The 21,670-nt window shown below is 33.3% G+C and carries 23 protein-coding genes; 7 read left to right on the plus strand and 16 right to left on the minus strand.

Annotated features, from left to right (window positions below; all coding sequences use genetic code 11):
- Nucleotide 1: 1 nt before the first annotated feature.
- The 4 genes from J2Y38_RS08035 to J2Y38_RS08050 all read right to left on the minus strand — a co-directional run bounded on the left by J2Y38_RS08035 (nt 2) and on the right by J2Y38_RS08050 (nt 1,643).
- On the minus strand, nt 2-208 hold the full coding sequence (locus J2Y38_RS08035; RefSeq protein ID WP_309841128.1) for a hypothetical protein: 207 nt from the start codon (nt 206-208) through the stop codon (nt 2-4).
- A gap of 2 nt (nt 209-210) precedes the next feature.
- Nucleotides 211-522 (minus strand): DUF3817 domain-containing protein, encoded by a 312-nt coding sequence (locus J2Y38_RS08040; RefSeq protein WP_309841129.1) that lies wholly within the window; start codon nt 520-522, stop codon nt 211-213.
- A gap of 2 nt (nt 523-524) precedes the next feature.
- Entirely contained in the window at nt 525-983 is a 459-nt protein-coding gene (locus J2Y38_RS08045; protein WP_309841130.1) for a hypothetical protein, read from the minus strand.
- A gap of 69 nt (nt 984-1,052) precedes the next feature.
- On the minus strand, nt 1,053-1,643 hold the full coding sequence (locus tag J2Y38_RS08050; protein ID WP_309841131.1) for a TetR/AcrR family transcriptional regulator: 591 nt from the start codon (nt 1,641-1,643) through the stop codon (nt 1,053-1,055).
- 309 nt (nt 1,644-1,952) lie between these two features.
- On the opposite strand from J2Y38_RS08050, the gene J2Y38_RS08055 reads away from it, so the two are divergent.
- From J2Y38_RS08055 to hemN, 5 genes are all read left to right on the plus strand, one after another.
- On the plus strand, nt 1,953-3,581 hold the full coding sequence (locus J2Y38_RS08055; RefSeq protein WP_309841132.1) for a carboxyl transferase domain-containing protein: 1,629 nt from the start codon (nt 1,953-1,955) through the stop codon (nt 3,579-3,581).
- A 122-nt stretch (nt 3,582-3,703) separates the two neighbouring features.
- Nucleotides 3,704-4,126 (plus strand): DoxX family protein, encoded by a 423-nt coding sequence (locus J2Y38_RS08060; protein WP_053473598.1) that lies wholly within the window; start codon nt 3,704-3,706, stop codon nt 4,124-4,126.
- Nucleotides 4,127-4,240: 114 nt separating this feature from the next.
- Entirely contained in the window at nt 4,241-4,588 is a 348-nt protein-coding gene (locus J2Y38_RS08065) for a hypothetical protein (RefSeq protein WP_309841135.1), read from the plus strand.
- 113 nt (nt 4,589-4,701) lie between these two features.
- Nucleotides 4,702-5,172, plus strand: coding sequence for a hypothetical protein (locus J2Y38_RS08070; protein WP_309841137.1), 471 nt, complete (start codon nt 4,702-4,704; stop codon nt 5,170-5,172).
- 126 nt (nt 5,173-5,298) lie between these two features.
- Entirely contained in the window at nt 5,299-6,663 is a 1,365-nt protein-coding gene (gene hemN / locus J2Y38_RS08075) for an oxygen-independent coproporphyrinogen III oxidase (protein WP_309841139.1), read from the plus strand.
- On the opposite strand, the gene J2Y38_RS08080 is transcribed toward hemN, so the two are convergent.
- The 8 genes from J2Y38_RS08080 to J2Y38_RS08115 form a co-directional block, all read right to left on the minus strand.
- Nucleotides 6,660-7,361 (minus strand): sulfite exporter TauE/SafE family protein, encoded by a 702-nt coding sequence (locus J2Y38_RS08080; protein ID WP_309841140.1) that lies wholly within the window; start codon nt 7,359-7,361, stop codon nt 6,660-6,662. The genes hemN and J2Y38_RS08080 overlap by 4 nt on opposite strands.
- A 5-nt stretch (nt 7,362-7,366) precedes the next feature.
- Nucleotides 7,367-7,816: a FixH family protein gene (locus J2Y38_RS08085; RefSeq protein ID WP_309841141.1), complete on the minus strand. Its 450-nt coding sequence runs from the start codon at nt 7,814-7,816 to the stop codon at nt 7,367-7,369.
- A 13-nt stretch (nt 7,817-7,829) separates the two neighbouring features.
- Nucleotides 7,830-9,248: a cytochrome c oxidase accessory protein CcoG gene (gene ccoG, locus J2Y38_RS08090; protein ID WP_309841142.1), complete on the minus strand. Its 1,419-nt coding sequence runs from the start codon at nt 9,246-9,248 to the stop codon at nt 7,830-7,832.
- A 10-nt stretch (nt 9,249-9,258) separates the two neighbouring features.
- On the minus strand, nt 9,259-10,197 hold the full coding sequence (locus J2Y38_RS08095) for a cbb3-type cytochrome c oxidase N-terminal domain-containing protein (protein ID WP_309841143.1): 939 nt from the start codon (nt 10,195-10,197) through the stop codon (nt 9,259-9,261).
- A 1-nt stretch (nt 10,198) separates the two neighbouring features.
- Nucleotides 10,199-10,393 carry a CcoQ/FixQ family Cbb3-type cytochrome c oxidase assembly chaperone gene (locus J2Y38_RS08100; protein ID WP_053473606.1) on the minus strand — a complete coding sequence of 65 codons (195 nt, stop codon included), beginning with the start codon at nt 10,391-10,393 and terminating at the stop codon, nt 10,199-10,201.
- 7 nt (nt 10,394-10,400) lie between these two features.
- Nucleotides 10,401-12,587, minus strand: coding sequence for a cytochrome-c oxidase, cbb3-type subunit I (gene ccoN, locus J2Y38_RS08105; protein WP_309841146.1), 2,187 nt, complete (start codon nt 12,585-12,587; stop codon nt 10,401-10,403).
- 3 nt (nt 12,588-12,590) lie between these two features.
- A complete protein-coding gene (gene ccoS, locus J2Y38_RS08110; protein WP_309841148.1) occupies nt 12,591-12,782 on the minus strand; it encodes a cbb3-type cytochrome oxidase assembly protein CcoS in 192 nt (63 codons plus the stop codon).
- Nucleotides 12,783-12,891: 109 nt separating this feature from the next.
- Entirely contained in the window at nt 12,892-15,285 is a 2,394-nt protein-coding gene (locus J2Y38_RS08115) for a heavy metal translocating P-type ATPase metal-binding domain-containing protein (protein ID WP_309841149.1), read from the minus strand.
- Between the two features lie 198 nt (nt 15,286-15,483).
- Here J2Y38_RS08115 and J2Y38_RS08120 point away from each other — a divergent pair, with 198 nt between their 5' ends.
- Nucleotides 15,484-16,164, plus strand: a complete 681-nt coding sequence (locus J2Y38_RS08120) for a Crp/Fnr family transcriptional regulator (RefSeq protein ID WP_309841151.1) — start codon at nt 15,484-15,486, stop codon at nt 16,162-16,164.
- Between the two features lies 1 nt (nt 16,165).
- Here J2Y38_RS08120 and mazG read toward each other — a convergent pair whose 3' ends face one another.
- The 4 genes from mazG to def form a co-directional block, all read right to left on the minus strand.
- Nucleotides 16,166-16,936, minus strand: a complete 771-nt coding sequence (gene mazG / locus J2Y38_RS08125; RefSeq protein WP_232682439.1) for a nucleoside triphosphate pyrophosphohydrolase — start codon at nt 16,934-16,936, stop codon at nt 16,166-16,168.
- A 92-nt stretch (nt 16,937-17,028) separates the two neighbouring features.
- Nucleotides 17,029-17,835, minus strand: a complete 807-nt coding sequence (locus J2Y38_RS08130) for a carbonic anhydrase family protein (protein ID WP_309841154.1) — start codon at nt 17,833-17,835, stop codon at nt 17,029-17,031.
- 248 nt (nt 17,836-18,083) lie between these two features.
- Nucleotides 18,084-18,572 (minus strand): DUF5606 domain-containing protein, encoded by a 489-nt coding sequence (locus tag J2Y38_RS08135; RefSeq protein ID WP_056206213.1) that lies wholly within the window; start codon nt 18,570-18,572, stop codon nt 18,084-18,086.
- A 63-nt stretch (nt 18,573-18,635) separates the two neighbouring features.
- Nucleotides 18,636-19,226: a peptide deformylase gene (gene def, locus J2Y38_RS08140; protein ID WP_309841156.1), complete on the minus strand. Its 591-nt coding sequence runs from the start codon at nt 19,224-19,226 to the stop codon at nt 18,636-18,638.
- A 199-nt stretch (nt 19,227-19,425) separates the two neighbouring features.
- Here def and J2Y38_RS08145 point away from each other — a divergent pair, with 199 nt between their 5' ends.
- Nucleotides 19,426-21,648: an FUSC family membrane protein gene (locus J2Y38_RS08145; protein WP_309841157.1), complete on the plus strand. Its 2,223-nt coding sequence runs from the start codon at nt 19,426-19,428 to the stop codon at nt 21,646-21,648.
- Nucleotides 21,649-21,670 lie beyond the last annotated feature (22 nt).

Genomic DNA, 21,670 nt, shown 5'->3' on the forward strand with positions numbered 1-21,670 from the left:
TTTATAAAGCTTCACATTCAAAGCCAATCACTTTCATTAAAAAAATTACCTTTTCGATAATATCATCTTTACATTCAAATCTTAGAATATTATCGCAATCCTCAAGATCAAAATTCCACTTTGAGTTAGGAAATAACCGATTTAGTTTTGGTGCAACCTTTTCCACTTTCGAAATATTATCAACATTTGTTTTGAATACAAAAATCATAACTAATGGTTTTGAATTTTACTTAAAATTTTAGAATCAATGTAAAAAGTACCAAACGGAATCACGCAGGCTAAAAGCACTTTCCATGTTGTCGTTGCAAATTTCCAGTTCTGCTCTACTCCAACGCTCAATGTATTAAAAATAAAAAGCAGAAATAAAGCACCATGAACTGTTCCAACTGGTCTGGTTAAAAATGGCATTTCAAAAATATATTTCATTGGCATTGCTATAAAAAGCAAAATCAAAAGTGAAGTTCCTTCCAGAAATCCAATAATTCGTAATCTTCCGGTATTTGTGTTCAATAAATTTTTCATAATTATCTAAAATAAGGTCGGTTTGCAAGAGGTGAAAATGGCCACGGAATGGCAATAAAAATGATTAATAAAGCAATAGAAAACCACATTAGCATGGTTCTGAATTTTTGATCATCAGAAAGTTTTCTTTTGGCTAAAGCCGAACCAATTGTAATAAAAACTATGGCGATTAACATTAAAGCAATGTGAATAATTCCGAAGAAAGAAGCATCTAAATTTTGAACTGCTTCTTTAAAATTTTTCCAGAAATACTTCACAATCGGACTTTGCACATAAACTAATATCCCGAAAATAAGCTGAATATGGGCAATTGTAGCCGTCCAATGCCGGATGAGGTTATCTTTCTTGGTAAAAGGAAGTTTTTGAGAATAACCTTTGTAAGCTGTATAAATAGAATATAACAAGCTTACCAATACGAGCCACCTTATAAATGAATGGCATACTAAAAGAGTTTGATACATTGTTTTTTGATTAAGACAATGCAAATATATTTAAAAACATACTAAGTAGTATGTTTTTGAAAAATAATTTTATTTCAAGCCATTTAAATAACCTCTAAGTTCTTTTAAATAAACAAGATATGATGAATTGTCATTTTGAAGTTTTCCGAAATTTCGTATTCCCCAATAGCCCGATAAGATAAAAAAGGCAACTTGTTCTCCCACTACATCTTTGCGAATCAAACCAGATTCTTTCCCTTTTTCGATTGAATCTATGATTGTTTTTTTCCATAAATCGACCAATTCTGCCAAAGCTTCACTAAACCTGTTATTCCACGGTGTCATTTCCTGCGTAAGATTTCCAACCGGACAGCCGTATTTAACCTGTAAAAAAGGATCTTCGAGCAATAAATACGAAATCATATTATAAAAATCCTCAACTGGGTTTTGTGAAGCCTCGGTCGGTTTTATAAAATTTTCCTGCATTGTCGGTTTTAGAATTTCTTCTATAATTGCAATTCCCATTTCATCTTTAGTTTTAAAATGGTAATAAAAAGCACCTTTTGTAACTTGGGTTGTTGCAATAATTTCATCAATACTAGTGGTTTGATAACCTTTAGTATAGATCAGTTCAAATGCTTTGTGAAGAATCGTAAGTCGGGTATTTGCAGCTTTAGACATAAAAAATACTAGTTAGTATGAAAAAGCAAATTAAAGAAAAATAATTGGTGTAATTAGTTTTAACACATAGAAACATAGATTTAGCAAGCCTAAAAAGACGTTTCACTTCCTTAAAACAAACATAGTCAAGCTATGTGTTAGAAACTATTTTCTTTTTACTCCCTTCTTTAAACTATAAATCCTATGTTTCTATGTGTTTAAATAAAAAACAGGACAACATAAACTTTTTCTTAATTCACAAAGCAATCGGTTTATTTCAATGGATTTTGTAAATTAGCCAACACTATTTTGTAAAATCAATATTATATCATGGATTTAAACTTCAATAAAAACGAAGATCACAATAAACTATTACTTTCAGAACTAAAACAAAAATTTGCCAAAGTAAAACTAGGCGGAGGCGAAAAACGAATTGAAAAACTACATGCCGAAGGAAAAATGACGGCTCGTGAACGTATCGCTTATTTATTAGATGAAAATTCAGAAAATATTGAAATTGGCGGTTTTGCCGGAGAAGGAATGTACGCTGAACACGGCGGATGCCCTTCTGGCGGAGTTGTTATTAAAATAGGATACATTAAAGGCAAACAATGCATTGTTGTTGCCAATGATGCAACGGTAAAAGCTGGTGCCTGGTTCCCTATTACAGGCAAAAAAAACCTGCGTGCACAGGAAATTGCAATGGAAAACAGACTTCCTATTATTTATTTAGTAGACAGCGCCGGGGTTTATCTGCCAATGCAGGATGAAATTTTTCCTGATAAAGAACATTTCGGACGCATCTTTAGAAACAACGCTCAAATGAGCAGTATGGGAATAACGCAAATCGCTGCCGTTATGGGAAGCTGCGTTGCGGGAGGTGCTTATCTTCCAATCATGAGCGATGAAGCTTTAATTGTAGACAAAACAGGGAGTATTTTCCTTGCAGGAAGTTATTTGGTTAAAGCCGCAATTGGCGAAACTATCGATAATGAAACTTTAGGCGGAGCAACAACCCATTGCGAAATTTCCGGAGTTACAGATTATAAAGCTAAAGATGATAAAGATGCCTTGGATAAAATCAAAAATATCGTTGATAAAATTGGCGATTTTGATAAAGCCGGATACAGCAGAATCAAAGCTGAAAAACCTGCTTTAGACCAAAAAGACATTTACGGAATTTTACCAAAAGCCAGAAACGAACAGTACGACATGATGGAAATCATCAATCGTTTGGTCGATAATTCAGAATTTGAAGCTTATAAAGACGGTTACGGTCAATCGTTAATTACAGGTTATGCACGAATTGACGGCTGGGCAGTTGGTATTGTAGCCAATCAGCGTAAAGTAGTAAAAACCAAAAAAGGCGAAATGCAGTTTGGCGGTGTAATTTATTCTGACAGTGCTGATAAAGCAACTCGTTTTATTGCTAACTGTAATCAAAAGAAAATTCCATTAGTATTTTTACAAGACGTTACCGGATTTATGGTTGGTTCAAAATCAGAACATGGCGGAATTATTAAAGACGGCGCCAAAATGGTAAATGCCGTAAGTAATTCGGTTGTACCAAAATTTACTGTAATTGTAGGGAATTCTTATGGAGCAGGAAACTACGCAATGTGCGGAAAGGCATACGACCCAAGATTAATATTTGCCTGGCCAAGTGCAGAACTTGCTGTTATGGGAGGAACACAGGCCGCAAAAGTTTTAGCACAAATCGAAGCTTCTTCGCTTAAAGCAAAAGGAGAAGTTGTTGACGAAGCCAAAGAAACAGAATTATTCAACAAAATAAAAGCGCGTTACGACGAGCAGACTTCGCCTTATTATGCTGCATCGAGATTGTGGACAGATGCCATTATTGATCCGCTTGATACCCGCAAATGGATTTCAATGGGAATCGAAGCTGCCAACCACGCCCCTATTCAAAAACCATTTAATCTGGGCGTAATTCAGGTATAATATTTCAGAATTACAGATAACGTGTTAAATAAATAGTAAAAAACTTATTTTCAGATACTTAAATTAAATATATCATTAAAAATTAGTAACTTTATATATGTAATTTTTAATCACGTAGTATCATGGAAAATGTCAAAAGCTTAAATAAGTGGGCAAATGCCCATACTTATTTACCAGTAGATTTAGTACGTATAATATTGGGTGTTTTTTTATTTATGAAAGGAGTTTCTTTTGTAACAAACGTTCAATATTTACATGATTTAATATCTCCAATTGATCGGTTCGGCGGCGGAATGTTTCTTCTGCATTATATCGCACCGGCACACATGATTGGAGGCATAATGATTGTTTTTGGGCTACTTACCCGCTGGGCAATTGCAGCTCAATTACCAATACTATTTGGAGCTGTTCTCGTAAACTTTATGGGACACATGCATTCTGAAAGCTTAATTCTTGCAATTGTAGTTTTACTCATTTGCATCTTCTTCTTATTTTACGGAGGAGGAAAACACTCTGCCGACTATTATTTTAAAATGCAGCAATAAAAATATTTTATCCTCAACTATTAAAAGTTGAGGATAAAATATTAAAGCCATTTTTAAGAAGTAATTAGCACTTAAAATTTTATTTATTGTGTTTTATGAACTAAATTCGCCACCATGAATTGGATTCGTAAAATCATACTTTTTGTATCACTTTTGATGATAGGACTTTTTGCCGCTCAGGCAAACGAATTTCCTGTGCAAAAAGTGGAAACTCAAAAAACGGATACCAATTTCTCTAAAGAAACTGCAGATTCATCTGCCTTTATTCAGCCTCAGGGAAGCTATCACTTTGCGGCAAATATCAAAACAGATCATCTCGCATCCATTAAATGGTTTGATTCCTTACTTATTGTTATTCCGCAGCATAAAGTAATACAATCAGCCTTTAACTTTACAAATCCATTTCCTGCACAGAGCAAAAAAATCTCATTAATGCTCTACGCCTTCCATTTTTTCTGGTAAATAAACCTTGAAATTTTAATTTGATGAAGCAATTCTTCATCAGCAATTAAACCGTTTTCTGTCCTAAAACTGTTTACTATTTCATATTATTTACCAAATTTAAAAAAAGAAACATGGAAACAAGTGTAACCATAATTGGTATTGTGATTGCGGTCATAGTAGCCATTCCAATATATTTTTCAGCACGATCGAGCAAAGCAAACAAAACAAAAATTTTAGATATCAAGAAGAAATTCAATCCAAATAATCCTCAGGAATTTGATTTGACGGAATCTCAAAGCAATAAAACGTTAACGATCGATCAAAAAAACAGAAAGTTTATTTTGATGAATTTCAATCCAAATCAACAAGAATCAACTTATGTCGATTTGAGAAGTGTTTCGTCTTGCAAATTAGTTTTAACTACAGAAGGAAACTCAGATACCATTGTAAAAATTGATTATGAATTTCAGGATAGGGAAACTTCTAAAAAAATTATAATTCCATTCTATGATTTTGATGACGACCGCATTAAACAAATAAGTGCGTATCAGGATCATATGTTTGCGAAAAAATGGCTTAAAATCATTCAGGATTCTATTTAGTGTTAATTATTTAATTCAGTAAAAAGAGGCTCATTTTGAGTCTCTTTTTTTTGTCTCATACATGATATTTGTCATTTTATGTCTGTAGTCCAAATAGTAATTTTGATGTAAACTAAATCCGTCTTTATGAAAATTTCATTGACCCAGAAATACAATGTACCTGGCCCAAGATACACAAGTTATCCTACGGTTCCTTATTGGAATGAAACCGCTTTCACAGTCGAAGAATGGAAAACATCTTTTCAAAAAGCATTCTCTGAAAGCAATTCAAAAAACGGAATTAGTCTTTATATTCATCTTCCTTTTTGCGAAAGTATGTGCACCTTTTGCGGATGCAACAAGCGAATTACAAAAAATCATTCTGTAGAAGAAAAATACATTCAGGCTCTTTTAAAAGAATGGAGTTTGTACTGCAAACAACTGCCCGAAAAACCTTTTATTAAAGAAATACATTTAGGCGGAGGAACTCCTACTTTTTTTTCAACTAACAATTTAGAACATCTTATTAATGGTATTTTCAGCTTCGCAAATAAAGCTGAAAATCATGAATTTAGTTTTGAAGGGCATCCCAATAATACAACTTACGAACAGCTAAAAAAATTATATGATTTGGGCTTTCGCCGAGTGAGTTTTGGCGTTCAGGATTATTCCGAAAAAGTGCAGAAAGCCATTAATCGAATTCAGCCATTTCATAATGTTGCCAAAGTTACTTTTTGGGCAAAAGAAATTGGTTATAAATCTATTGGACACGATATTATATTCGGTTTACCTTTTCAAACTTTAGATGATGTTGTAGATACGGTTGAAAAAACAAACTCTTTAAAACCAGACAGATTAGCTTTTTACAGCTACGCTCACGTTCCGTGGATTAAAGGAAATGGACAACGCGGATTCAACGATGAAAATCTTCCAAAAGATGCTGAAAAGAGACAGCTTTATGAAACAGGCAAACAATTGCTTTCAACAAATGGTTATCATGAAATTGGCATGGATCATTTCGCTTTATCTTCTGACAGTTTATTTCATGCTGCTCATAACAAAAAAATGCATCGAAATTTTATGGGCTACAGCGCTTCAAAAACACAGCTTATGATTGGCTTAGGAGTTTCTTCGATTAGTGACAGCTGGTACGGTTTTGCTCAAAATACTAAAAATCTGGAAGATTATTATCAGTTATTAGAATGGGATCAGCTTCCGGTTGTAAAAGGTCATATTTTAACTAATGAAGACCTTATCATTAGAAAACACATTCTAAATTTAACCTGCGATCTTGAAACTTCCTGGAGTAAAGATTCTTTATATTTTAAAGAATTGCCACAAGTTTTAATGGCTTTAAAAGAAATAGAAAACGATCAGTTAATTGTAATTGAAGAAAACAGAATCAAAATTACAGAAGCCGGAAGACCATTTGTCCGCAATATTTGTATGGCTTTTGATTTACATTTAAAAAGAAAATCACCGGAAACGAACTTGTTTTCGATGACAGTTTAATGACAATTAGGAGTTCCCTGAACAAACAAACTCATATTTGAAGGAGATAAATAGGGAATTCCTAATCCTAAACCTCTTAGAATAAATAATACTCCAATAATTACAGCAACATAAGGAATTGCTTTTTGAATTTTATTCCGAAACGGTAATTTTAATAATGAGTTGACGTACACTACAACGGTCATTAACGGAATAGTTCCTATTCCATACAATAACATATACAAAACTCCAAAGCCAGCACTCTGCATGGCAATTGCTCCAAACAAGGCAACATAGACCATTCCGCATGGCAGAAATCCGTTTAATAAGCCAATTGTAAAAAGAGATTTGTAGCTTTTCTTTTTAAACTGACTTCCTAGGCTTGATTTTATATTTGAAATTACTTTGTAAACGGGTTTCGAGAAATTGTATTTAGCGAATATTTTTTCGGGTATTAAAGCAATTAAAATCATGGCAATACCAATAAAAATTGACATTCTTTGCTGCATTCCTGCTAAGAAAAGTCCTCTTCCCATTAATCCGAAGATTAGACCAATTGTTGAGTAAGCGGTTAATCTTCCTAAATGATAGGTTATAATCTGCGTTATTTTTTTAGCTTCATTTTTATGATCAACAGGAAGCATCATAGCAATTGGCCCACACATGCCAACACAATGCAGACTGCTGATAAGACCTAATATGAATGCAGAAAATAACATTTTTATTAATTTACGTAGATAACTTCTTTTGTCAGGTATTTTTTACCCTCATACTGCCATTCCATATTAACATCCCAACGACCTTTGATTAGTTTTTTATGCGGAATCACTATTGAAGAATTAGTCAAAGCAATTTCAGTATTAAAATCAAACTTTTTGTTTGAAGGTCGGTACAACAAAATATTTCCTTTTATTTTATCACTTTCAAAAGTGGCAGGAAAAGTAACTTTTACACCATCTTCTTCAAGCTTTACTGAAGGTTTATGCTGTAAATCATGCGCGTTTTGAATTCTGGCCATTTCCTCCTGAAAATGTGTGTCATGTTTGTAATATTCTTCTACAACCAGTTCGTTATCGTATTTACTATTTGATTGTACTTCAAAAACAAAGTATAATATAAATGTCATAAACAAAGCAAATGCAATGACAATTCCGGTTCCCCAATTAATTTTCATAATACTGTATATTTTAATTAAAACTTCGTGGCCCTAAGAAATTTGTTGTAGTGGTTTCGAGCAGTTCTTTGCCATTATAAACCCCAATTTTCACATTGGTTTTGTCACTTTCCAGTAAAACTTCATCTATTTCTATAAATAAAGTTCCTTGCGAAATCGCTTCTTTTGCCACTTTAAAATGCTCTTGCCCTACATTGTTAATTTCACCTTTTTGATCGATTAATTCAAAATGAATATCGTTATAATCTTTCATGGTTTTATTGACAATTTTATAAGTATAAACATTGCTTATTTTATCTCCTTTATGCTGATAAAGCTGTCCGGGCAAACGCAGAATAACAGCCTGAACATCGGTTCGTAAAAACAACATCCCAATAAAAATGCCCATCAAAATAAAAAGAACAGCACTGTAACCTTTCATTCTGGCAGTAAACCTAAAAGGCTCTTTTTTAACGATTTCATCTTCTGATGCGTAACGAATAAGACCTTTTGGCAATCCTACACTTTCCATTATATGATCACATTCGTCAATACATGCGGTGCAGTTGGTACATTCTAACTGCGTTCCGTTTCTAATATCAATTCCCATTGGGCAGACGTGAACACATTGAAGACAATCAATACAATCTCCTTTTCCGGTTAAAGCTCTGTCTTCTTTTTTGTTGAATTTTGCTCTTCCTTCTTCTTTTTCTCCTCTCACAAAATCATACGCGACGTTTATAGATTTATTATCTAAAAGAACACCTTGCAGCCTTCCGTATGGACAGGCAATTATACAAACCTGTTCGCGGAACCAGACAAAAACAAAATAGAAAACTCCTGTAAAAATAAGTAGCGCAATAAAATTACTTCCCTGCTGAATTGGGCCTTGCTCCACCATTAATAGTAAAGAATCACTTCCTACTAAATAAGCCAGAAATACGTTTGCAATTCCAAAAGAGATCAAAAAGAAAATTGCCCATTTAGTCAATCTTTTTCTGATTTTTTCAGCATTCCATTCCATTCTTGCCAAGCGTGATTGTGAACCGCGGTCGCCGTCAATCCAATATTCGATTCGGCGAAAAACCAATTCGAGGAAAATGGTCTGCGGACAAATCCATCCGCAAAATATTCGGCCAAAAACAACGGTAAATAAAAGTACAAAGACAACGCCAATAAGCATTGAAATTACAAAGAGGTAAAAATCCTGCGGCCAAAAAGGAAAGCCGAAGATATTAAAACGACGTTCAATGATATTGAACATCATAAACTGGTTTCCGTTTACTTTTATAAACGGATTTATTATCAAAATTGCCAATAAAATATAACTGACCATTTTGCGGTAATCATAAAATTTACCAGACGGTTTCTTCGGAAAAATAAATTTCCTTTTACCACCTTCATCTATAGTTCCAATGGTATCTCTAAAAGCTTCGTCTGGTAAATTTGACATAATATTCTAATTATTTTTTAACTGCTGTGGTATCTTTTTTTGTAGCTGCTGCATCTGTTTTAGGCGCACTTTCGTCTACCCAAACATCTCCTTCCGGCGCTTTTGGATCTTTTGGATTCGATCCTTGCAGCGATAAAATGTAACTCGCCACTTTTTGAATCTCTTTTGGTTTCATACCATTTGTTTTCCAGGAAACCATCCCTTTTCCATCACGTCCACCATTGGTAATAGTGTGAAATACATTTTTAATTCCTCCACCTAAAATCCAATGATCATCTGTTAAGTTAGGTCCAATTTGTCCTCCTGCATCTGCTCTGTGACAAGCCGCACAATTCATTGCGAAAATTTCTTTTCCTGCAGCTAAACTTGCATCATCTGTCAACAGAACAACCGTTTTTTCATCCATTAAATCCGGAGCGGTTTTTAAGTATTCTTCGACATCAATTTTAGCTTGTGCCATTTCTTTTTTAAGTTCCATTTCCTGATCATCGGCTCCTAAAACATCGTAACGGACTACATAGATTACTCCAAAAATGATACAGATGTAGAATAAGTAAACCCACCATGGCGGTAAATTATTATCAAGCTCTTTGATTCCGTCATAATCATGATCCATCAATAAATCAGCTTCTTTAGACATTGGTTCTGTCTTAGTAAGCTTATGCATTAGTTCTTTAAACCAAGTGCTTTCCTGAAGACTCAAACTATTTTCGTAATCTAATTTTGCTTTTTCTTCTGGTGACAGTAATTGATACATTACTCGATTTACAGCACTAAGCGTAACTTCGATCGCTATCAAAATAAACAGAAAAGCAAGTAAAAAGACAGATAACATTGGGTATTTTATAAAAGCAGGTCTGTCGCCTGAATCTATACAATATTCCATCAAAGCGAATACGATGAAGAAAATCAACGGTACTCTAACATATACTGGGAAAAACTTTTTCATTTTATCTATCTTTTGAGATTATAACTTGTCCTTCTTCTAAAGGTATATTACTCATTTCCTGAATTTTATCTTTTTTATAAGAGAACACCCAAATGCCTAATCCTACGAAAAAGAAAAAGAAGATCAAGAGGGAAAGAATCGGGTAAATTTCTACACCCGATATCGTTTCCATATTGTGTTTTATTTGTTCAAACATAATGCTGTTATTTGGAAGTTTCTTTTACTTTAATATCAGTACCAAGTCTTTGAATATATGCAATCAAAGCAACAATTTCCCTTTCATTCATAGGAATGAATTTTTCACCTTTTGCAGCAGCTTTTTTACGGCTGTCTTCATAACTTTTTACAAAGTCAGGATCATTTTCAAGGCTTTTCTCTATTTTAACTGCCTGTTCTCTTAATGTTTTTTGTGCATTTGCAACTTCTTCTGCAGAATAAGGAACTCCAAGAGAAATCATTACGTTCATTTTCTTTTGAGTCAATGAAATATCTAAAGGCTTATTATCAAATAACCATTTATAACCCGGCATAATTGATCCTGCAGATGTACTTTGCGGATTCCACATATGGTTAAAGTGCCAGTTATCATTGTACTTACCACCTACTCTTAATAAGTCAGGGCCTGTACGTTTTGATCCCCATAAAAATGGATGATCGTAAACAAATTCTCCTGCTTTTGACTGAGGTCCATAACGCTCAACTTCACTTCTAAATGGGCGAACTGATTGTGAGTGACAGCCTACGCAGCCTTCTCTGATGTATAAATCACGTCCTTCAAGTTCTAACGGCGTATATGGTTTTACACTTGAAATAGTTGGAATATTTGATTTTACCATAATCGTTGGTACGATCTGAATAACTCCTCCAATTAAAATAGCGATTGTAGCTAAAATGGTTAACTGAATTGGTTTTCTTTCTAACCATGAATGGAATTTTTCTCCACTTAATCTATTGCTACTTATTTTTTGTAATGCCGGAGCTTGTGCTAATTCATCTTCAATTGTTTCACCAACACGAACTGTCATGATAATGTTGTAAACCAATGTCAGCATTCCTATTAGATACAAACTACCTCCAATTGCTCTCATCCAATACATTGGCATAATTGCAGTTACTGTTTCAAGGAAGTTACCGTAAGTTAAAGTTCCGTCTGGATTAAACTGTTTCCACATAGAAGCTTGTTGAAAACCTGCAACGTATAATGGAATTGTATAGACAATAATACCAAGAGTACCAATCCAGAAATGGAAATTTGCTAATTTCTTAGAGAATAATGCTGTTTTTGTCATTCGTGGAATCAACCAGTAAATAATAGCAAATGACATAAACCCGTTCCATGCTAATGCACCTACGTGTACGTGTGCAACGATCCAGTCTGTATAATGCGCAATAGCATTTACATTTTTAAGAGATAACATTGGCCCTTCAAAAGTTGCCATTCCGTAACCTGTAATTGCTACTACGAAGAATTTTAAAACTGGTTCTTCACGAACTTTATCCCACGCACCTCTTAAAGTTAAAAGTCCGTTGATCATACCTCCCCAAGATGGAGCAATAAGCATTATTGAAAATGCAACACCTAAATTTTGAGCCCAGTTTGGTAAAGCTGAATATAATAAGTGGTGCGGTCCTGCCCAGATATAGATAAAAATTAAAGACCAAAAGTGAATAATCGATAATCTATAAGAGTAAATAGGACGATTTGCAATTTTAGGAACGAAGTAATACATCAATCCTAAAAATGGCGTTGTTAAGAAAAATGCAACTGCATTATGTCCGTACCACCATTGTACCAATGCATCCTGAACACCGGCGTATACTGAGTAACTTTTTAATCCTGAAACAGGAATTTCGATATTATTGAAGATATGTAATACGGCAACCGTTACAAATGTTGCCAGATAAAACCAAATTGCTACATATAAATGACGCTCTCTACGGCGCAGCATGGTTCCTATCATATTAATTCCCATCACAACCCAAATTAACGCTATAGCAATATCAATAGGCCATTCAAGTTCTGCATATTCCTTCGAAGAAGTATATCCTAATGGTAATGTAATAGCTGCAGCGACAATGATTAACTGCCAGCCCCAAAAATGCAGATTACTTAAAAAGTCACTAAACATTCTGGCTTTCAGCAATCTTTGCATTGAATAATACATTCCTGCAAAAAAAGCATTCCCAACAAAGGCAAAAATAACGGCATTTGTGTGTAAAGGTCTTAAACGACCATAACTAAGCCATGAAATCCCATCTGTAATATTGGGAAAAAGGTACATAACCGCTAAGGTCAGCCCCACTAACATACCCACAACACCAAAAAGAATAGTGGCGTAAATGAATTTTTTTACAATTTTGTTGTCGTAATAAAACTGTTCCATTTCCATAATTTATACTTGTTTTTCTTCGATTGGTGAATTATTATTTGGGGAAATAATTTTGGTCTCGTCGTCAAAAAGAATTCTGACCGAGGGCGTATAATCGTCATCGTATTGACCTGATTTGACAGCAACGATAAAGGCAATAAAAAAGCCGATTGCCACGAAAATACTCACTGAAATTAAAAGATAAATAACACTCATACCGTAAATTTATGTTAACAAAATTACTAGGTCAGTGGCGTTTAAAATATGATAATTATCATGCTTGTAGAAGAATGTTAAAATTAAGTAAAATAATCTTACAAATTATTTAAAATAATTCTAAATTCTTACAACTGAAGTAGTTAGACATAAAAGTAACGAAGCTTACAATCGTAATTGTACTTAAAGGCATTATGATTGCAGCAACTATAGGAAGCAGATTTCCAGTAACAGCAAATGTAAGTCCTACAATATTATATAGAAGTGAGAGTCCAAAACTCATTTTAATAATCAAGATCGAATTATGAGAAAGTTTTAAGAAATAGTTTAATCTTGAAAATTCACCTGCATCGAGAATTGCATCGCAGGCCGGAGAAAATACATTTACGTTTTCGGATACAGAAATGCCTACATTACTTTGCGCCAGGGCTCCCGCATCATTCAGACCGTCTCCAACCATCATAACGTTCTTTCCTGTTTCTTGCAGTTTTTTAATAAATTCTAATTTCTGCTCTGGTTTTTGGTTAAAAACCAATTCGGTATTTTTGGGTAAAATAGCTTCGAGATTTTCTCTTTCGCCATCATTATCTCCAGAAAGTACTTTTATATTATATTCTTTGTTCAATGTTGCAAACAACTTTTCAAGTCCTTCTCTATATTGATTTTGGAAAATAAATTTTCCGTAGTATGTATTGTCGATTTTAATATGGAGCGAAGTTTTTTCTATTTCTGAAGAGTCTAAAACGGGGCTTTCAACAAATGAGGATGAACCTATTTTTACTTCTTTTTCTTCGGCGAAAGCCAAAATTCCTTTTCCGGTAATTTCCTGAAAATCATCAATTTTTATTCTGTCATATTCCGGTAAAAAGTCATACAGCATTCTGCTTAAAGGATGATTGGATCCTCGAAGCACGTTTTTTATTAATTGTAAATTTTCATCTGAAAAATCAATTCCTTCGTATAAAATATTAGATTTTTTATTGGTTGTAATGGTTCCGGTTTTATCAAAAACAATGGTATCAACTTTAGCCAATTGTTCGATTACTAAGGCATTTTTTAGATACATTTTTTGTTTTCCCATTATTCTGAGAATATTTCCAAAAGTAAACGGAGCTGTAAGGGCAAGCGCGCAGGGACAAGCCACAATTAATACTGCTGTAAAAACATTAAAAGCAATATTAGTATCGATAAATATCCAGTAACCAAATCCTGCAAAGGCAATTAGCAGTAAAATTGGTGTAAAATAGCGGCTTAAGGCATCTGTAATTGTTTTGTGTTTTTGTTCTACTTTTTTCTGAAAAATTTCGTTGCTCCATAATTGCGTCAGATAACTTTGTGAAACCGAATGCAGTACTTCCATTTCGATTACTTTTCCAATTTGTTTTCCGCCGGCGAATATTTTGTCTCCTGATTTTTTTGTAATTGGAACAGCTTCCCCGGTAACGAAACTATAATCAATTTCGGCCTTTTCGCTCATTAAAATCCCGTCTACCGGAATTAATTCCTGATTTCGAATCAACAGTCTGTTTCCTTTTAAAACATCATAAATTGGAACGCTTTCTTCTGAAAAATCAACATTGATTCTGGTTACTGCAATTGGAAAATAGGATTTAAAATCTCTTTCGAAACTTAAAAAACTATAGGTTTTTGTTTGAAACATTTTCCCCAGCAGCATAAAGAAAACCAAACTGGCCAAACTGTCAAAAAATCCCGGTCCGTGATCCATCAGCATATCATAAGTACTTCGGATGAACATTACAATAATTCCTAAAGCAATAGGAATATCAATGTTTAACATTCTGGTTCGAATGCTGTGATAAGCAGAAACGTAATATCCGCTTGCTGAATATAAAAAACTCGGTAAGGCTAAAAGAAAAATTAAAATCCTGAAAAACGGTTTATAGCTATCTAACCAGAATTCTTTGATTTCGAAATATTCAGGAAAAGAAAGCAGCATTATATTTCCGAAACAGAAAAAAGCAACGCCTACTTTATAAGTTAAACTTCTGTCTACTTTATTTTTGCCTGTTTCGTAATTTTCTAAACTAATATACGGTTCGTAACCTATTGAACTTAATAAGTATACAATTGATTTGAGAGAAACAGTTTCTGAATTGAAGGTAATTCGAACCTTTTTTTCGGGGAAATTAACTTGTGAAGCACTGATTCCGGGTTGTAAACGATTTAGGTTTTCAAGAATCCAAATACATGAACTGCAGTGAATATGCGGAATATTTAGTGAAACTATCGAAGTATTTCCTTCCTGAAATTCGAGAACTTTAGCTAAAATTGCTTCGTTGTCTAAAAAGTCATATTTGCCCTGAATGTCTTGTGGAGTAGCTCCAGGCGATTTTTCAAAATCATAATAGCAGGTTAAATCATTTTGGCTAAAAATTTCGTAAACTGTTTTACAACCAGTACAACAAAACTTTTTTTCATCAAAATTGATCTCTTCATTTTTAGGAATAGTCAGCCCGCAATGAAAACAACTCTGCTCGCTCATAATTTGTTTTTTAATTTGCAAAATTCAAAAAAGGCAGTGACTATAACTATGACATTTATCATGTTATAATGAAATCTAATCCTAAATTAATGAAATAATTTGTCAAATTGAAATAATACCTTTTTCTACGCATTTTTAGCCGTAAAAGTACTTTTAAACCGCAGGAATTGGTTAATTTTGCACCAAATTACTCCTGCTATGAATAAATGTGATCAATGTATTGTTCGTCAGCTTTCTTCTTTAAAAGCCCTGAATAAAGAGGAAGTTGTAAAATTGGCTAATAGCAAAACCACCTACACAATTAAAAAAGGCGAAGCTATTTTTGAAGAGGGCGAAGTTACGAATGGCGTTTTTTGCGTTAAAGACGGAGTTGGAAAACTTTCAAAATTAAGTGCCAACGGAAAGGATCAAATCGTTAAGCTTGTAAAATCCGGAGAACTTTTAGGACAGCGTTCGATGATTAGCAATGAACCTGCAAATTTATCGGCGAAAGCCATTGCTGATATGGAAGTTTGTTTTATTCCGAAATCTGAAATCATACATTTCTTTAATAACAACAATCAGTTTTCTTTGAATTTGATGCAGTCTGTATGCGAGGATTTGAAAGAATCTGAAAATGATAAAATTGCTTTAGTTCAAAAAACGGTAAAACAACGTTTAGCAGAAACTTTATTGCATTTGCATAATGAGTTTGGGGAGAATGAAGATAAAACTCTAAAAGTACAGCTTACCAGAGAAGAACTTGCCGGAATAATAGGAACAGCAACTGAAAGCTGCATCCGTTTATTATCTGACTTTAATAAACTGGAATTAATTGAATTAGTGGGTAAAAAAATAATGCTTAAAAATGTAAAGGCATTAAAACGAATGGCGGAATAAATTACTGTTTTTTAGCTTCGTTCCAAAAAACATCCATTTCTGCCAAAGTCATATCCATTAAAGGTTTTCCTAATTCACCTGCTTTACTTTCCAGATATTGAAAACGCTTGATAAATTTTTTATTTGTGCGTTCTAAAGCATCTTCCGGATTAACATTTAAAAATCTGGCATAGTTGATCATTGAGAATAAAACATCTCCAAATTCGGCTTCAATTTTATCCTGATCACCGGCTTCAACTTCAACCTGTAATTCGTTTAGTTCTTCCTGAACTTTATCCCAAACCTGATGCGGTTCTTCCCAGTCAAACCCTACTCCTTTTACTTTATCTTGGATTCTGCTTGCTTTTACTAATGCCGGTAAACTTCTTGGAACTCCTTCTAAAACAGATTTTTTACCTTCTTTAAGCTTTAATTTTTCCCAGTTTTGTTTTACTTCTTCTTCATCTTTTACAACAGTATCAGAATAAATATGCGGATGGCGGTGAATTAATTTATCGCAGATTTCGTTGCAGACATCTGCAATATCAAAATCATTGGTTTCTGAGCCTATTTTAGCATAAAAAACAATGTGAAGCAGTAAGTCTCCAAGTTCTTTTTTTACTTCGTTTAAATCGTTGTCTAAAATGGCATCGCCTAACTCGTAGGTTTCTTCAATCGTTAAATGCCTTAATGTCTGCAAGGTCTGTTTTTTATCCCACGGACACTGCTCACGAAGTTCATCCATGATAATTAATAATCTTTCGAAGGCTTTGAGTTGAAGTTCTTTGCTCATTTTTTTATTTTAAGATACCAAAATTAAAACAATTTGCGGATTAAATGACTCTTTCATAAACTAAAAAAGAAGACAAAATACCTTCTTTTAGTTTATATCGATTCTTTAATTTTTCTGCCATTTAATTCCTGAACGCTCCTAAAATTATTCAGTGGCATTATCTTTTTCAAATCTGTTATCATTTTAATAGAAACTTCTATTGGGGTTTTAAAAATAAACCATTGTACGCTTTCTGTACAAGGCGGTGTAGTCAATGAACCAGCATAAGTGTAATAGGATCTATTTTGAGGAAGAACTTTATTGATATTAAAATCGTTATTAACCTTTACAGTATCGTTAGCTTTTTTAGGCAGATACTTGTCAAGAAATTCAAAAGTTTCATTGCTTTTCTTGTCTTCCTGCGCCATAATAGAAACTACGGCAAATTTTCCGTCCTTATTTTTATGAACCATGTGAATTTCTAACGGATACCGCACGCCTTTTATAGTATGTTCTGCCGATTCATGAAAATGAAATTGTTTGAGTTCGTATTGCTCTCCGTTAATCACGATATAATCTCCGGGCTCAAAATCAAATTGAATGGTGTGCCCGTTATTGACAACATCGTGAATTTTTGTTTTTTGATTGTAATGAAAATCAATAGGTTTTATTGTTTTATCTTTTTCTGTTTCTACTATATCAATTGGAGATTGTGTTTTTCCTCCGCAATCATTCTGATCCATTTCTGACCAATGATCCGGTCCTGTTTCTCCTTCATAATTCCAATGTTTATGATGTTCTAAAGTTGTGGTTGTATCAGAGGAAGTTACAGATTGTTCTGTTTCTTTTGATTTGTTATTGCAGGCTATCGCCAATACTATAGCGGTTATTACAGCAAAATTTTTCATCTTCTTTTTCATTTTTCCTATCATTTAAAATTTGTTTTCAAACTCAAAATCATTCCAAAACAATATAAAAACACACATATTACACTTGCGTACAAACAGTTACAATTAAATCATAAATTATAAGCTGAATTTTTAGATTATTTTAAAATATTATTTTTCTTACAAAATTATATTTTAAAACTTAAATAGCAAGTGATTTTAAATAAAAAATCCCGTTAAGAAATATCTTAACGGGATTAATGTATTTGAATTCAGAAAAATTATTTTTCTTCTTTTTTAGCTTTTGGCTTTTTAGCAGCTGGTGCTTTTTTTGGTTTTTCTTCAACAGCTGGAGTTTCTTCCGGAGCTTCAGCAGCAGCCGGAGCTAAATCAGTAACTAAACCTTTAGCCTGAAGTGTGTTGTACCAGTTTAATACTTTTTTAATATCTGAAGGATAAACTCTTTCTTCATCATAATCCGGTAAAATTTCTTTAAAATAAGCAGCTAAAGTTGCATTATCTTCTTTGTGAGAAATCGCCTGACCTTTGTTTTCTTTAGCAGCAATTTTCTGCATTACTTCAGTCAATGGTTTTTCTCCTTCGTGTGTATAAATTGAAATTTCTGATAGTAAACTTACATTACTTTTTAAGTTTACTGTAATTTTTTTTCCGTCTAATAATGATTCTGCCACAAAACCTGTACGAGTCTGCACTTTCAATACATATAAACCTGGTTTCCCAGAAATGGCTAAAATTTTGTCTAAATTCATGTTTATTAAAATTAGTATTAAGAATTTTTGTCTTTTATTAATGTTCTAATTATTTAGAACTTTTTATCTCCCTTTCTTTGCTGCAGCAAATTTCATTCTGTACTCCTGAAAAGTCTTGCCTTCGGTGATGTTTTTTAATTTCTTTTGAATCAAACGCTTTTTTAAAGAAGATATTTTATCCGTAAATAAAATGCCTTCAATATGATCGTACTCGTGTTGAATAACTCTCGCAATTAAACCGTCAAAAACCTCTGTTTTTACTACGAAATCTTCTTCGCAATATTCAATCGTAACAGTTGGTTTTCTGTAAACATCTTCTCTAACGTCAGGAATACTCAAACATCCTTCATTAAAACTCCACTCTTCACCTTCTTCTTTAACGATTTTAGCATTGATAAAAGTTTTTTTGAAACCTTCTAAGTCTTTCTGTTCATTTTCTGGTAAATCCTCATCGTCGCTAAAAGGAGTTGTATCAATAACAAATATGCGAATAGGAAGGCCAACCTGCGGTGCTGCAAGTCCAACTCCTAAAGCATTATACATGGTTTCGTACATGTTTGCTATTGTCTCTTTTAAGTTTGGATAATCTGGCGTAACTGCCGTTCCTACTTTTCTTAAAACAGGATCACCATATCCTACAATTGGTAAAATCATTTGTAATTATTTAATGTTTTATCTAATGAAAACCTTATATTAGGGTTAACATATTTCAGCTGGCAAAAATAGTAAAAAATACTCAACGATTAGCTGTAAAGCCACATTATAACAATTTTTTATATGCTTTGGAAAACTCCGCTATAATTATGCCAAAATATTTCGTACAATTCTTAACTTTGCTAGTAAACCTCACGATATGCTTGATCGAATCTCAAAATTCACAAACAGTACTTCTTTTTTAAATGCATCAAAAGTTACTATTGCTTCGGTTGTACCTGTTATAATTTTGAATTTTTTGGGGCATTTTGAAATAGGTTTTACTATTGCGCTTGGTGCTTTTTATACCTATCCAAGTGATATTCCGAGCTCATTAAGCCACAAAATCAAAGGATTAATTGTTGCTTCTTTAATTGTTTCGGGTGTAAATTTATTAGTAAATCTCGCTTATCCCTTTCCTCTTTTATTTTATCCTTTTTTGGGATTTTTATTGTTTTTATGTTCGATGATTTCGGTTTACGGACAGCGTGCTACTTTGGTTTCGTTTTCTGCTTTATTATCGATTTCTTTATCATTTGGGCATTTGCACACCGGCTGGGAAGCTTTTCAATATGCAGGATTTATTTTTGCAGGAGGGATTTTATACCTTATAGTTTCGCTGGTTTTTCATTTTGTACAACCTTATAAATATGTAGAATTACAAATTGCTGAGGGCATAAAACTAACGGCAAAGTATTTAAAACTAAGAGGTGATTTATGGAGCCCGGCTGCTGATCGTCAAAAAATTATAGAAAAACAATTAGCGATACAAGTTGACCTGAATTTGATTCATGAGGATTTACGTAAAATGTTGATTGGGAATCAAAATACTTCAGCAACTACAACTCAGAATCGAAAAATGCTTTTGGTGTTTATTACTTTAGTTGAAATTCAGGAATTGGCGCTTTATACGTCATTTGACCACAGTAAACTTCATGAAAAGTTTGCTAAACATCCAGAAGTGCTGCGAACGTATCAAAATGTTGCTTACAAACTGGCTTCTACTCTTAAAAAACTTTCAAAAAACGTACATCATATTGCAGTTTATGTAGATAAAGATGATTTAAAAAATGAATTAGATGCGCTTGAATTTGCCATTTTTGATTACGAAAAAACTTTAGGTAAAGAAGAAGCTGCAGAAGGCGTTTTGATGCTGACCAATATGCTGAAATATGCCAAAAATCAGGTTGGGAAAATTAAAATTATTCAGCGTGCTTTTTCGCTTGCGATGCAGTCTTATAAATTAAAAGATAAGGACAAGGAATTAGAAAAATTCTTAACGCCGCAATATTATCCTATAAGAACTCTGATTGAAAATTTAAGTTATTCTTCGTCCATATTCAGGCATTCGCTTAGATTAACCATTACCATTTTAATTGGTTTTATAATTGGGAAATTTTTGCCGTTTCAAAATGTATATTGGATTTTATTGACCATTGTAGTAATCATGCGTCCGGGTTATGGTTTAACCAAAGAACGTTCTTACAACAGAATCTTCGGAACTATTTTGGGAGGTCTTCTCGCGTTTGGGATTGTTTCTGTAATTCAAAATCATGTTGCTTTGAGTATTTTCTCGATTGTGTGTATGCTTTTGGGAATTTCGTTTACACAGATTAACTATAAAATAAGTGCCACTTTTGTAACGATGTATGTGGTTTTTATTTACGGAATTTTAACGCCTAATGTGGTCGAAGTTATTCAGTTTAGAATATTAGATTCGCTTGCGGGAGCAACTCTGGCTTTTATTGCGAATCAGTTTTTATGGCCGGCTTGGGAGTTTATTAATACGCCAATTCATATCGAAAATTCGATTCGGGCAAATCGAAATTATCTTAAAGAAATTGCTGATTTTTATAATAAAAAAGGGGAAATACCAACGTCTTATAGATTGTCCAGAAAGAATGCTTTTGTTGAAATAGGAAATTTAATGACTTCTTTTCAACGCATGATGCAGGAACCAAAATCGAAACAGAAAACAATGCCTTTGGTTAATAAATTGGTGGTTTTAAATCATTCTCTTTTATCTGCTTTAGCTTCTTTATCGACTTATATTCAGTCGCATCAAACAACATCAGCATCAGAATCTTTCAATTACATTATAAAAACTATTTTACAAAATCTGGAACATTCGATTTCTATTTTAAGAAATGAAACAATTATAACGGATACTTTTTTTGATAAAGAAGATGTAACACTTCAATTTGAAGAGCTCAAACGTAAAAATTTCACTCGTCTTGCAACAGATGATGAACTGGATAAAGAAACGCGTCAGGCAAAAATGCAGGAGGCTTCGATGGTTATTGAGCAATTGATCTGGATGAGTAATCTTGCGGAGAAAATTTTAAAAATAACAAAAGAATTAAAAGCGGTAAACAACGATTAATATATTTTTTAGCCATAAAAAA

This window comes from Flavobacterium sp. 2755 (genome assembly GCF_031455715.1).
Taxonomy (GTDB): Bacteria; Bacteroidota; Bacteroidia; order Flavobacteriales; family Flavobacteriaceae; genus Flavobacterium.

Excerpts from the sequence above, each read along its gene's own strand:
- J2Y38_RS08045 (WP_309841130.1), bottom strand. The coding sequence starts at position 983 with ATGTATCAAACTCTTTTAGTATGCCATTCATTTATAAGGTGGCTCGTA.
- J2Y38_RS08135 (WP_056206213.1), bottom strand. The coding sequence starts at position 18,572 with ATGAATTTAGACAAAATTTTAGCCATTTCTGGGAAACCAGGTTTATAT.
- J2Y38_RS08055 (WP_309841132.1), top strand. The coding sequence starts at position 1,953 with ATGGATTTAAACTTCAATAAAAACGAAGATCACAATAAACTATTACTT.
- J2Y38_RS08130 (WP_309841154.1), bottom strand. The coding sequence starts at position 17,835 with ATGAAAAAGAAGATGAAAAATTTTGCTGTAATAACCGCTATAGTATTG.
- hemN (WP_309841139.1), top strand. The coding sequence starts at position 5,299 with ATGAAAATTTCATTGACCCAGAAATACAATGTACCTGGCCCAAGATAC.
- J2Y38_RS08115 (WP_309841149.1), bottom strand. The coding sequence starts at position 15,285 with ATGAGCGAGCAGAGTTGTTTTCATTGCGGGCTGACTATTCCTAAAAAT.
- J2Y38_RS08035 (WP_309841128.1), bottom strand. The coding sequence starts at position 208 with ATGATTTTTGTATTCAAAACAAATGTTGATAATATTTCGAAAGTGGAA.
- ccoG (WP_309841142.1), bottom strand. The coding sequence starts at position 9,248 with ATGTCAAATTTACCAGACGAAGCTTTTAGAGATACCATTGGAACTATA.
- J2Y38_RS08080 (WP_309841140.1), bottom strand. The coding sequence starts at position 7,361 with ATGTTATTTTCTGCATTCATATTAGGTCTTATCAGCAGTCTGCATTGT.
- J2Y38_RS08095 (WP_309841143.1), bottom strand. The coding sequence starts at position 10,197 with ATGAAAAAGTTTTTCCCAGTATATGTTAGAGTACCGTTGATTTTCTTC.
- mazG (WP_232682439.1), bottom strand. The coding sequence starts at position 16,936 with ATGAGCAAAGAACTTCAACTCAAAGCCTTCGAAAGATTATTAATTATC.
- J2Y38_RS08050 (WP_309841131.1), bottom strand. The coding sequence starts at position 1,643 with ATGTCTAAAGCTGCAAATACCCGACTTACGATTCTTCACAAAGCATTT.
- J2Y38_RS08085 (WP_309841141.1), bottom strand. The coding sequence starts at position 7,816 with ATGAAAATTAATTGGGGAACCGGAATTGTCATTGCATTTGCTTTGTTT.
- J2Y38_RS08070 (WP_309841137.1), top strand. The coding sequence starts at position 4,702 with ATGGAAACAAGTGTAACCATAATTGGTATTGTGATTGCGGTCATAGTA.
- J2Y38_RS08040 (WP_309841129.1), bottom strand. The coding sequence starts at position 522 with ATGAAAAATTTATTGAACACAAATACCGGAAGATTACGAATTATTGGA.
- def (WP_309841156.1), bottom strand. The coding sequence starts at position 19,226 with ATGATTTTACCAATTGTAGGATATGGTGATCCTGTTTTAAGAAAAGTA.
- ccoS (WP_309841148.1), bottom strand. The coding sequence starts at position 12,782 with ATGAGTGTTATTTATCTTTTAATTTCAGTGAGTATTTTCGTGGCAATC.
- J2Y38_RS08100 (WP_053473606.1), bottom strand. The coding sequence starts at position 10,393 with ATGTTTGAACAAATAAAACACAATATGGAAACGATATCGGGTGTAGAA.
- ccoN (WP_309841146.1), bottom strand. The coding sequence starts at position 12,587 with ATGGAAATGGAACAGTTTTATTACGACAACAAAATTGTAAAAAAATTC.
- J2Y38_RS08120 (WP_309841151.1), top strand. The coding sequence starts at position 15,484 with ATGAATAAATGTGATCAATGTATTGTTCGTCAGCTTTCTTCTTTAAAA.
- J2Y38_RS08065 (WP_309841135.1), top strand. The coding sequence starts at position 4,241 with ATGAATTGGATTCGTAAAATCATACTTTTTGTATCACTTTTGATGATA.
- J2Y38_RS08060 (WP_053473598.1), top strand. The coding sequence starts at position 3,704 with ATGGAAAATGTCAAAAGCTTAAATAAGTGGGCAAATGCCCATACTTAT.
- J2Y38_RS08145 (WP_309841157.1), top strand. The coding sequence starts at position 19,426 with ATGCTTGATCGAATCTCAAAATTCACAAACAGTACTTCTTTTTTAAAT.